This window comes from Shewanella olleyana (assembly GCF_023283825.1).
Taxonomy (GTDB): domain Bacteria; phylum Pseudomonadota; class Gammaproteobacteria; order Enterobacterales; family Shewanellaceae; genus Shewanella; species Shewanella olleyana.
Map to the genome: position 1 here is coordinate 106,024 of NZ_JAKILD010000003.1, position 12,999 is coordinate 119,022.

A 12,999-nucleotide genomic window follows, 5' to 3' on the forward strand; every position below is an offset into this window, starting at 1 on the left:
TATTGAAGTGTTATATGTATAAAATACTAGCCAATCCTAGGAAAGTAAAAAAACCAACCACATCGGTTACTGTCGTTAAAATAACCGAGCCTGATAAAGCAGCATCTTGATTGAATTTTTGTAATATCATCGGGATCATAACTCCCGCAATGGCAGCAACAGCCATATTAATCAAAATAGCGCAGCCAATAATTATTCCCATTGTTGAATCACTAAACCACCAACCGGCAATTAACCCTATTACTGTCGCCCATAAGCATCCATTCAACGCACCTATGCTCAATTCATTGCGTAATAGCGACATGACATTACCTGCAGAAATTTGCCCCATTGCCATACCGCGTATCATTAAAGTAAGCGACTGACTGCCGGCAATCCCGCCCATTGAAGCAACAATAGGCATTAACACGGCTAACGCGACAACCTGAGATAAAACATCTTCGAATAATCCGATAGTTGCCGAAGCGAGAAAAGCGGTGAGTAAATTAATTCCCAGCCACACAGCGCGGCGGCGAGCCCCTTGCGCAATAGGGGCAAATAAATCATCACTTTCATCCATACCCGCTGTGGCCATTAATTGTGCTTCGTAATGTTCACGAACTAAAGCTGTTGCAGTTCGAAGAGTGATTCGACCAATTAATATTCCATGTTCATCTACAATCGGTAATTCAAGCTCTTTACTATGTTCGATGATCTCAGCAGCTTCAATTAATGAGAGTTTTGCTGAAATTGAGCGGCTTTCTAAAGCTATAATGTCAACAAGTAAACTGTCAGGCTCAGCTTTCATTAAATCAAAACGCTGAACGGTCCCTAAAAACCTATTGTTGTCATCAGTGATAAACACATCATTATTACAATCAAGCTCTATACGCCTGAAAAATCTCAGCCCTTGTGACACTGTCGCATTTGGGCCCAATACCACCATATGGTGATCGGCATAACGCCCTATTTCCGTATCATCATATTGATCGTAAAGCTCAAAATGTTGACGTTGTCGCTCTCCCATTTGCGCTAAAGCACGATCGGTTAAATGCTCTGGTAGCGAGTCACTCCAATCAATTAATGTTTCAGGTCTAATTTGAACAAACAAAGCATCAAGCTCAATATCAGCCATGGCATTTAAAATGCCTAAACGAGGATCTGCACGCATAAGGCTTAATACAGCGACACGCTCATCTGGATGAATTTGCTCCCAACGTTGAGTACGCTCATCTTGAGGTAACGACTCTAGCAATAACGCAATGGTACCCGCATCAGCATCGTTCAATATCTCATTGAACACCTCTGCTTGCTTGGCACCATCAGCTTCTGCTAACTGTGAGGCAACGATACTTACTTCGGTCTGAACTTGTAAGCAAGGACTAGTGTCTAAAGCAATATGTGACTCTTCATTCTGTGATTGATTAGCATCAGAATCAGATAATGAGCTTACTCTTGACGGATACCCCTTACTTTGATGATTGTCTTCCATAGCCCCAAACACTCCAAACCAATTTGGGCTGACTATATTGTTAATTTAATTGATTAGCAAACAGAATGTGATGCCGTTTTTGATTAAATACCGCTAACTTACCCACTATAAAATAAACACTTAAACAATATACTCCCCCAAGTGACACCAAGATTTAAATGTCATCATAAAATGAAAGAGCTTGCCAATATTACGCATACAACATTGGGCCTTTTCGCTATTTTATTACAAAAAATGCCAGTCAATTTTCATTGACTGGCATTGGCATAACAGTGTCACGATTTGAACGGTGATTTTGGAGAGTCTATATTCAAATCACACTGATTCTGTACAAACAAGTAATTGAAATTACTTAAGCTCTACAGGCCATTCTTTTTCAACACGCTTTTCTAGGAAGATTTCTTTAGATGCTTGCATCGCTTCTAAATCAAGACCAACTAGTGGTTGAACTTTAGCTTTAGTGTCGTACTTAGTTGCATCAAACTTGTAGTCTGGTGCATACTTTTTCAGTAACGCATCAGCTTCAGTAATGGCAGCATCTAAAATAGCGTTAGATTTTTCTAACAGACGAATTGCTTCAGCTGGGTTATGAGCATGAATACCGTGAGACGCCGTTGCGCTATCCCAGAACCATTGTGCGTTTCTTACTTTGGTTAGTAAGCTGTTCATTTCACCTGCTAGCGGTGTTTTGGTTTTCAATGCCGCAACATAGTTCGCTTGCGCTTCAGCAATACCTTTACCCGCTTCTAGACCTTCAATGCCATTAGCAGCCCAAATTGCTTGAGCTTTAAAGTGCACTTCAGTTAGACGAGGATCTGTACCGTCAGCTTCAAAACGTAGTTTGTTGATTTCAGCTTTACGCTCATCAAGGATTTCTTTGAAATCTTCAGCTTCGTGACAGCTTTGACAGTTATCAGGTAGTGCTTCAGCTTCAAACGTCACTTTATGGTTTGAGTACTCGCCGCCTTTTGCATTTTCAGCTTTTGGCATATGACAAGTGGTACAACCAAATTCTAGATGGCTATCCATTGCATGTTCAGTACGGTCTAACATGTTTTCAAATTCAGGATGCTGAGCTTTAATCATTGGCGCACCTGAAACGGCATTAGTCCAATCATTAAAGTTACGCTTATCGAAGTAAGCTAATTGAGCTTCTGCAGCAAAACCTTCATATAAACCGTCAGTCCCTTTGTAACCAACAAAATCTTTATAGTCAGTGTTTACGCCAGGTACCCAGTAATCCATTGGGTATTTCACTTTCTTACTGTCAGTACCGTCGAAGTAATATTCAACGTGACACTGAGCACAAGTCTGACTTGCCTGCATTGTGGCATCTTGCTTAGTAAAGTCTTTACCAATCGCTTTCATGGCGCGGTCAGTGTAAGGGCGACTTAATCGAATTTCTTCTTTACCTAATTCATGACAATCAGCACAGCCGATTGTGTTAGACATTTCATGGCCCCAAGTAGACCATGCGTTGTCAGAAAACTTGCCTTCGCCTACTTCATCATACATACGGGCAACATCAGGTGTTTTACATGACCAACAGCTTGCCGCCATTGCTTCGCCAACCATTTTACCGTCATGGCCTACCATAGGGTGACCTACACGTAATGTTTTAACGATATCGGTTAATGCGTAATGATGACCACGCGCACGGTTATAGTCTTTTGCAAAACCGTATCCCGCCCATGCACTTACCAAGTTAGGGTTACTTGCTAATAAATCATCGAGCTCGCCCGATGCTGGAGTACTGACTTCAGTTTCAGCCCAAGTTTTATATTGCTCAGGGAAGGTTTTTTGCCAGTTTTCGCTTTTATACAAATCGACATCACCAGCAACGCTATAACCAGTAAAAGCAGTAGTAAGCATAACTGCGACAGCTAGTTTTCTTAATTTCATCATCATTCCTCATTAGGATTTATTATTATCGACACTTAATAAATTTATAATGTCATCACTATCAAAAACACTTATTAAGTTAATTCATCAATTTCACATTTTAAAATGTCTACTAATGAAGTTTCCTTCAATCTTTTTAAATTGATAATTTTAATAAATTCGAAGCAATTATTATCACAATAATTAATAAGAGGTAGAGGCTTACATTATAAATGTGACAATGAACAAAACTAAGCTAAATACTTGTCTTACATCAAAAATAGTCCAATAAAAGAGATACCCCTTTAGGGGTAAGTAATTGAATTTTTTTAGAGACTATATTGATAGAAAGGCCGATTTTCATGCTAATCAATCTTCAGAAAGAAAACTTACAATTTAAACGAATAACAATAAAACCAATTCAAACAAATAGTTGTAACGCAAAAATTTATTATAAAAAACTTATTATAAAAGCTTAATCTGGTAACAACTGGTTACGATGGAGTTCACGAATGAATACAGAAACAAAACATACGTCAACTTTAACTAAGAGAATTTCAATCTGTTAATTTACATTATAGCTTTACCTAACCGGTGAAAATTAATCAAACCTTAATTAAAAGTTAATTTATCAACCGTGCTATTTACACAAATGAACATCATAAAAAAAGAAGCAAACAATAAATTAAAACTTTAGGTAAAGGTTATTTAATAAAACATATATTAAGCATTACTTTATTATCATAATGGATTTAAAAATATGGTGCAGCAAACGTCACAATATTTAAAAATAAAAACCTAATACTACACCCAAGGCAGAAACCATCTATTAACTAAAAGTTATATCAAACCTTTAGTATTTAATTGATTAAGGATCTCTTCAGCTTTCTCTCTAAACATATCCCTGAGTAAACGTACTATTGGCGTAATTGATTGACGACTTGGACAAACAAGCCATAACTCAGTTGGATTGGGGTTGTAACCTGGCATAACATTGACAACATTGCCTGCTATTAAATCATTAGACATATCAAGACATGACTTTATCGCAATCCCCTTACCTGCAACACACCAGCGTCTGACTAGATCACCATCATTTGAAGCTCGGTTGCCTTTAAGCTTTATTTTATGTTCTTGCTTACCATCATTAAGTACCCACTCATCTTGTAAAATGTCCTGCAATTGGTACAACAAACCGTTTCGATTCATCAAGGTTTCAGGATTTTTTGGCATTCCATGAGCCGCAACATAGTCAGGGCTAGCACAAACGATTCTTGGCACATCACAGATTTTAAAGCCATACATGCTGGCATCCTTAGGAGAGCCGTAACGCAGCGCCATATCGACAGAATCTCGGTAAAAATCAATTTGACTGTCACTGATGCTGCTACGCAGAGTTACATTTGGGTATTGATCTAAAAAGTCATCAAGCCAAGGCGTGATCAGATTTCTGCCTAAATCAGATGACAGAGCAATGCGTATTTCACCATCAATAATGCCTGAGTCTTCACGCATATTTAGCTTGGCTTGCTCGAGCATTTTTAATGCTTGTTCACATTGAGGAAGGTAGCGCTCGCCTGCTGTAGATAAGCGCAAATGACGGGTGGTTCTGACAAAGAGCTCAGCACCTAATGATGCTTCAACACGCTTAACAGCAGCACTCGCAGTCGCCGTACGCATATCTAAATTGGTCGCCGCTGCAGTAATACTGCGAAATTCAGCGACTTTTAAAATCACGACTAGATCTTCAAGGAGCATAATTTGACCATGATGATGAGAAAGTGATTCTCATCATATCCAGTAATGATTAATGCACCAAATCTTATTATCAATTTATATTTGATAATAATCTAAAATGTAAGTGCTTTTTATTTAATGAACTAACAGCCAGTCACTCAACCATATGAGCCGTATTTGAAGAATATTGTTCGCTAACATCAAGATAAGTAAAACGAGTAATTAGCTAGATTAATAAACTCTGTCCTAAGGTTTTAATACCATTTTAAACAAAACAACGTCGTGTTGCTTCGACCTTCCGTTATAAAGAACTGGGCAAAAAGAGTGAAACAGCATGCCTTGCATGTAAAAAAGGCAGCTAAATTTCTTAGCTGCCTTGGGTTAATCCTGATTTAAATTACTGCTTAGCCCGTTCCCAAGGTCTGCTAGTGGTCGGATTTAACACTTTGTGAACTGAATTAGTCGATTGAGTTTGAGCTTTAGTCTCAAAAATTGACTTGTAAGCCATTTCTGCAACATCCACCATAGCGACTTGAGCAGTCTTATTGAAATATTCCATTTCAATTAATTCGTACATATTCCATCGTGGATAAATCCAGGTTTCAAATTCACCATCAACTGAATCACGCGCTCTATCAACTTCTTGAACATAGATCCGTTTACCTAAAATACCATCTGTTTCCTTTAATAATGTCCACTCACGATGCCTACATTCTTGATTTTCGGATTGATCACACGGACTGAGAGGAATGATGAATTTCATTTTTCCATCTTCATCAAACTTAACAGGCATCGCCTGAACAAAGTAGTCAACTAAATTAGGCGGGAGTTGATTATATGGAGAATATACCCGACTACCTATTTTATCATTAAAGACCTGGAATCCTGACATGACTCCACCCCATTCATGACATTCTTCTTCTGTGTAGTCACTCCAACAATAATTTAGATTGTCGTCAGTCCAGGCATCAGCTTGCCAAGCATTAACAGTAGTTTGATAGTAATGTTCTGTGCCAGTATAAGCGGAATCTTCATCAAATTTGACGTTCATATCTAGTTCGGTTGCATAACCGAAATCAACGGTTAACAGTTCAGCATTTGCATCAGAAACTTCTGCAACTACGCTGTAATCACCATTGTCGTCACCTGTCATAGTGTACTGATGCTTATAATCTGAGTAATCTACATTTAACTGACCATTAGTGACAGACCACTTAAAATTATCCCCTGTATCGAGGCTTTCACCAACGCCGCCAGCTAAAAAGTTAAGTCTTTCAAAATCCATAGGCGTGTAAGTGTTGCTATCACCTTCACCTCTATAAACATTAAATCCCCACTGACCAAGCATTTCAGACTCAGTAAACTTTGAGTCAATCTGTGAAGCTTTGTTTAGCATTAAATCAGCTGACCAATTCTGTTCGATAACTTTACCTTCATAGACAAAATCACCCTGCTCAATAGGGGATATTGTCATCACATCGATATAATTTGCACGAAAAGTATCAATTGAAGAACCAGAGACTAATTTAGTAAATATTGCATTTTTGGGTGCCACGCTATATTCGAATTGATCTATGCCAATATCTGCAAACTGTTGTTTTTCTTCTTCAGTAAATAAGTCGCTATACCATATATATTCATTGTAAACATGTGCGTTTTCTTCACGGTATTCAGTAAAGTCTAATTCAATCGTATTATCTTTAACTGACCAATTAAATTTGTGATGTTCATAAACATTGATATGGCTACCAGCCATAGTAGTGCTATCAAATTCGTAACGTGTACCACCTCTAGCGACAAAACCTTTAGCTACCGCATACGTCTGATAATAAACACTTTCGATATCATCAATATCGATGCCTTGTGAATAGTCAGGATTTGAAACAATATTTTCAACTTCCTGCTCAATGGCACCAGGCTCAATGGTTTCGATTTCACTAACGAGTGCATTGTATAATTCTGGGTCGCTTAAGCTTGCAACTAAGTCAACATCATCAGCAAGTTCAATATCATCATTTTCCAACACAATATTAATAACCGCTGCAGCTTCAATAACCAGATCAGGATTAATTAAACGCTCTAATTCAGCGATATCTTTAGCATTTTCAGGTAACGTGCCTTCATTTGCCGCAACTAATAGACCGTACATTGCTGTACTTAAGGCTGTGATAGAAACATTAGTTGAATTTGCTACCGTTTCGGTTTCAGTTGCAAACTGAGCAACACTATTGGCTTTCACTTTCATTGGAGCTGCTGAAGCTTGTTCAAGTAATGACAAAGAAGCGACTGAAGGAAGCATATTAAACAGCTTTAGATCATCACCCGCTGTAAGAGTGACGGTTTTATTGACATCAACATCATCATCGACAGCGAGTTCAATGTGGTAATTACCAAATGTATCACTTTGCGCCGTGGCTGTTTCGTTGCCTACGCTTGCTGTAATAGTAGACTCAGCAAAACCTGCCCCAACAACCGTACCACTGATTTGATAGAGAGTTTCCACACGCTTAATCGTTAATTCGTATAAATAGGTTGTTGATTCACCATCGTTATCGGTTGCTGTGACATTAAAACTCAGTGGGGTATCAAGACTCACTGATGGAACAGTAAAGGTGACAGTATCACTATCCATCCCCGTTAAAGTAAGTTCTGGGCCTGTAACTTGTTCCCAATTGATAGAAGCGATAGAGCCATCAGAATCATTTACTGCAACTGATAATGATGCATCGGCTTTTTCAGTTACTTGAAATACATCTGCTGCAATTGTAGGGGCCTGATTAGGTACTTCAGGGGTAGGGCTATCATCAGAACTACCGCAGCCAGCTATCAGGGAACAGGAAACTAACGCGGACAATAACGACTTATCAAACATATTTACATCCTTTTAAATTAACAACCTAAATAATTCACAACCACCATACAGCACTAACTTTATGCATTAAAAGCATAAAAATGTGACAATTGTTTGCATACTGAGCGGTTATTGAGGAAGTCGTATATAAAGTGACAATATGGGAAATGGGCGTCGTCGCCTTAAGTATTAATTTCTACAAATTACATAAAAGCTCACAATTAAGAATTTATCCGGTAGCTATTGGACATGTATATTCTAATGACACTGTTGATTTTTATTAGTAAAGCTAAAACAAATTTCTGTCCAAAAATGGGTTTAACCATAATTACCTGTCGACTTATGAACGCCCTAGGAACCTCCTACCCATCAATATCATATTTCGGCTTAGGCACTAAATTAACACTCCATGTTTCTTTAACCACTCAATCGCATTCTCTGTGCCGTTTTCTTGAGACAATAGACTTGAGACTTGCATAGCTTGATGCTGCATTTGTTTATCAGTCACCATTTGCAAAATTCCCTCAGCGAGATTATCAACCGTTAGGTGCTTTTGCTTAATCGGTTTTGGTCCTAAACCCTGTTTATGAACTTGCGCTCCCCAAAAAGGTTGGTCTGCAAAGAAAGGACATATTAGCGTTGGCTTGCCGGCCATTAACCCTGCCGCTGTTGTCCCTGCGCCGCCATGGTGAACCACTGCGGCAACTTGCGGAAATAACCAATTGTGGGGCACATTGTCGATAACTAACACCTGACTTGGAACTTCAGCAAGTTTAAGGCCGCCCCAACCGGTGACAATGATAGCTCTTACTTTTGCTTTAATAACGGCATCAATCACCAATCGAGCGGTTTTGGCTGGATCTTTACCTGACATACTGCCAAAGCCTATATAAACAGGCGGTTTACCATCAGCTAGAAAGTCAGAAAGTGTCTTATCAGGCTCGAAATCACTCTGTTTTGGGAGAGGCCAATAACCAGTTAACACCGTGGTTTGTGGCCAATCCTGTGGGCGAGTTACTATGTGCTTACTAAAGGCATGTAATACAAGAATGGCTTTACCTGTATTCATTGAAAGCACACCTGCTTTGTCGCTCAATTTAGGCAAGTTTAGAAGTGACATTCGAAGGATATTAAGTTGTTTCAGATAGGGTTTAAAACCTAAATTCGCTAATCGATAACTTAAGCGATTTATGACGCCACTAATATTGGGTAAACCTATTAGAGGAAAGTCACTGGTTTTAACTAACATGGGCTGTAGTAATGCCATGACAGCGGGAGCATTAAACTTCTCAGCAATAGAAGGAGCAACGATACACTTAGGATGGTAAATAACGAGCTCAGGCTGCACTTTAATTCCAGCGTTAATGCTGTCAGCCATCAACTGTTCATTTATTGGTTTGGCCAACTTCATTAACTTAATCGCGGTGTTAATGCCTTTGAATAAACTTCCCATGCTTTCAACACTGCCATCTTCCATTAGCTTAAACAGATCATTACTAAGGTATTGGTAACTTAGTCCATGGGCTTCAACTATTGATTGAAATCGTTCATGAGTACAAACAACAACCTGATGACTGTGCGCCTGTAAGCTTACTCCCAGCGCAATAAAAGGCTCAATATCTCCACGAGAACCAATCGTCAGCAGCAAAATGTTCATCTCGATATCCTTAGAATTTTTTAGATTTGCACCATATAAGCGTCATCACTAGGTCTAAATAGCATAGATAACTTAAGCAAAAACAACCTCTTTCCTGTCATTTTTAAAGTGATTGTCATCACATTGGCCACATGATTGTGCTAAGCTGAACCAGACAACAACACTGTCACATTGAACGCAAACATTTAACATATCACGTTAATATCTAAGCAGATGTAAAAACCAATGCAAGGTATTGGTAAAACCTAGGGCAAGTTACTCGTCAAACCTTAAGCAAGTATCCCGTTTATGCAGGAGGCATTAAATGCAAGACTACGTAGAACAAATCGATATTAATCAATACCTACCGTTAGTAATTGATGTAGGGATCAATGTGTTATTAGCTGCGCTAATTTTAATCGTTGGTCTTTATATTGCTAATAAAGCGAGCTCTATCATCAATAAAATTGGTGAAAGTTACGATAAGCTCGACAACACCTTATTCCGCTTTTTAGGCAGTGTTGCTAAATACATTATTCTCGCATTTGTTGCGATTGCGGTGTTAAATCGGTTTGGTGTGCAAACCGCTTCAATCGTTGCATTATTAGGTGCTGCCGGCTTAGCGGTAGGTTTAGCATTACAAGGTACATTATCTAACCTTGCTGCTGGCGTTATGCTGCTATTATTCCGCCCTTATAAAGTGGGCGACTTTATTAGCGCTGCTGATCGCTTCGGTAACGTGCAAGAAATCGACCTATTCACCACCATTCTTAAAACTTTTGATAATCAGCACATTATCGTGCCGAACAGTCAAATTTGGGGTGCACAAATCGTCAACCATTCATTCCATGACATCCGTGGTGTGGATATGCATTTTGGCGTAGCTTACAAAGAAAATACCGATGAAGTACGCAAAGTCATTGATGCGGTATTGGCCGCTCACCCTCATATTTTAAAAGACCCTGCGCCATTTGTTGAAGTTGAAACCTTAAACGACAGTTCAGTGGATTTCTTAGTGCGTCCTTTCTGTCATGGCGAGCTTTACTTCGCTATTTTGTATTCAGTCCCAGAGCAAATCAAAAAAGCCCTAGATGAAGCAGGTATTGAAATTCCGTTCCCACACAGAAAATTGATTATCGAGAAAGAGTCGTAATCTTTCTCAATTCATAATCAATGCGAGCAAGCGCCTCTGGCCTTGCTCGTTTTTATTTACAAAGCCAAGCAAGTTCTCCTCAATCCCTCTTAGACATAAGCATCGAATTTATACCTCGTATTACGCTATAATCCCCGCAAAAATCTCTGTTCGCTTCGAACAGTCTGAACGAAATAAACAGCATCGTTAGTTCACCGTAAAGTAAGCCAAGTTAGATTATTAAATTTTTTAAAATAAGTAGAGCCAACCCATGACTCCAGAACGTTTAGCCCGCATCAATGAAATGCTTGATAATCGCCAAGTAGACTTAACTGTTTGCCTCGATAAAGTGCATAAAACCAATAATATTGCCGCGACAGTTCGCACCGCAGACAGTGTTGGGGTACATCAAATTCATGCGGTTATGCCTGAAGATAGTTTGTGGGTGTCAGGTAATACTTCATCGGGTAGTCATCGTTGGGTAAACACCGTTAAACATGTGACTTATCAAGAAGCGTATGAACAGTTTAGATCCCAAGGTATGCAGGTTTTAGCCACCACCTTTTCTGATACTGCGGTAGATTTCCGTGAAGTGGATTACACCAAACCAACGGTTATCGTGCTGGGTAACGAGCGAGATGGCGTTAGCCCTGAAGCGATTGAATCAGCAGATCAACACATCATTATTCCTATGGTAGGCATGGTGCAGTCACTGAATGTCTCTGTGGCTGGGGCATTAATCCTCTATGAAGCCCAAAGACAACGCCAAGAAGCTGGCATGTACAACAACAGACGACTTGATCATCAATATTGCCAAACAAAACTGTTTGAACAAGGCCACCCTATTTACGCTAAAGCCTGTAGAAGAAAAAACATTCCTTACCCTGCAATTGATGAACAAGGCCAGATTGACGCTGATGAACAGTGGTGGGATCGTATGCGAGCGCCAGATCCAGAAGCGCTTGATTCTGATGAGCAGAATTCGAATGAGCAGGATTCAAATGACCTTCGCTCTTGAATAAGTTGGCGCAGTAAACACTTGATCGTTTAGTCTCTAATAAGTGTTTAATCCAGTTAACTTACCGACTGATTTAAGCACTTATTATATGAACCATGCCGTAACACTTTATTTTTTATCACCTTATCCAGCCACTCTTTTCCTTATCAACACCACTTTCCAAGTCTGAGTTACTCTTTAGATTATAACCTTCTTACGGCCTGCTTAACTTTGCTAATTGAATATCTCTCGAGTTTAAAGCGGGTGAATTGCAACTAATCAAGCAAGCCAAATTGATCGCAAAACCTAACTTTGCGATCCCTTTAATTGTGAGGGCGATCAAAAAAGCAGCAGCACTTATTGATAGCAATACAAGTGTACTGCAAAATAACAATACAGTCGTATCGCTATTATTGAAAGAGAGAATGAATTACATGTTAATGTCACTTGGGATAATTGGTTTTATCATCGCAGTATTTGGATTTAACCCGTGGGCAACCAGAAATAAAAGTGCAAGCGTACTATCTGATACTTTCACTTCGCTAGAAACAGGTACAGAACGCAAAGCGAACGGTATTTATGAAGTTAGAGCACTGACCAGAATGCCAAATGTCACTGCTGAAATGGTCCGTTGGTGGTTTGCTGATTATCTGCAAACAACAGAGCAATATAAGAAATGGAACCCAAAAGCGCATGTGTGGATGGATTGGGAAAACAAAGTGCCAGGGGAAGTGATTGGCGCAAGTCATTTAGTCCATGAATATACTGGTACTACATTACAGAAATTACGTATTCAATTTGTCGAGCCTAAAGAAATACTCGATGATTATGAACCTAAAGACGATCGTTTTGTTATTTGTGCCCGTGCAGGATTACTTGATAAGCCCTTAAATGTGACTCACATGTGTCATATCGTGGAAAATACTGAGTATGGTGCCCAAATGCGATCAGCTTTTTGGATGGGTTATGTTGAAAAACGTGATGGCAATAAACAAGTCGCATCAATTGAAGGTCTATTAGGTAACACGGCATTGGCGCGTATGTTACTGATCAGCAAACAAGACTCAATTGATTTAATGAGTCATGCCATTGAAGAAATGAATGTTCTTGCGAGTTTTCTGCCTGAGCTATATGAGCAAGAAGTTATCGCAAAGCAAAAAACGACAGTTAAATAATATTAGTAATGTGAGTTAAGCACTAAAACAAGCATTAAACTCTAAACTGACGCTAGGGAATACAGTGTAATTCACTTATTATTGTGCCCCTAGCGTCATCGCTAATGAAATAGTAAAAG

Annotated in this window: 8 protein-coding genes; 3 read left to right on the forward strand and 5 right to left on the reverse strand. The window is 39.2% G+C overall.

All coding sequences use genetic code 11. The features are described from left to right. Nucleotides 1-10: 10 nt before the first annotated feature. The 5 genes from L2735_RS03160 to L2735_RS03180 all read right to left on the reverse strand — a co-directional run bounded on the left by L2735_RS03160 (nt 11) and on the right by L2735_RS03180 (nt 9,597). Entirely contained in the window at nt 11-1,471 is a 1,461-nt protein-coding gene (locus L2735_RS03160; RefSeq protein ID WP_248983316.1) for a magnesium transporter, read from the reverse strand. Between the two features lie 348 nt (nt 1,472-1,819). Continuing rightward, a complete protein-coding gene (locus L2735_RS03165) occupies nt 1,820-3,373 on the reverse strand; it encodes an ammonia-forming cytochrome c nitrite reductase subunit c552 (RefSeq protein ID WP_248983317.1) in 1,554 nt (517 codons plus the stop codon). 819 nt (nt 3,374-4,192) lie between these two features. Continuing rightward, the gene (locus L2735_RS03170; protein WP_248983318.1) at nt 4,193-5,110 is read right to left on the reverse strand and encodes a LysR family transcriptional regulator; all 918 of its coding nucleotides are present in this window, start codon (nt 5,108-5,110) and stop codon (nt 4,193-4,195) included. A 376-nt stretch (nt 5,111-5,486) separates the two neighbouring features. Next, a complete protein-coding gene (locus L2735_RS03175) occupies nt 5,487-7,961 on the reverse strand; it encodes a PKD domain-containing protein (RefSeq protein ID WP_248983319.1) in 2,475 nt (824 codons plus the stop codon). A 373-nt stretch (nt 7,962-8,334) separates the two neighbouring features. Beyond that, nucleotides 8,335-9,597, reverse strand: coding sequence for a glycosyltransferase (locus tag L2735_RS03180; protein ID WP_248983320.1), 1,263 nt, complete (start codon nt 9,595-9,597; stop codon nt 8,335-8,337). A 304-nt stretch (nt 9,598-9,901) separates the two neighbouring features. Between L2735_RS03180 and L2735_RS03185 the strand changes: the two genes are divergently transcribed. The 3 genes from L2735_RS03185 (at nt 9,902) to L2735_RS03195 (ending at nt 12,880) form a co-directional block, all read left to right on the forward strand. Further along, entirely contained in the window at nt 9,902-10,729 is an 828-nt protein-coding gene (locus L2735_RS03185; RefSeq protein WP_248983321.1) for a mechanosensitive ion channel family protein, read from the forward strand. 250 nt (nt 10,730-10,979) lie between these two features. After that, the gene (gene trmH, locus L2735_RS03190) at nt 10,980-11,726 is read left to right on the forward strand and encodes a tRNA (guanosine(18)-2'-O)-methyltransferase TrmH (protein WP_248983322.1); all 747 of its coding nucleotides are present in this window, start codon (nt 10,980-10,982) and stop codon (nt 11,724-11,726) included. 248 nt (nt 11,727-11,974) lie between these two features. Continuing rightward, on the forward strand, nt 11,975-12,880 hold the full coding sequence (locus tag L2735_RS03195) for a DAPG hydrolase family protein (protein ID WP_248983323.1): 906 nt from the start codon (nt 11,975-11,977) through the stop codon (nt 12,878-12,880). Nucleotides 12,881-12,999 lie beyond the last annotated feature (119 nt).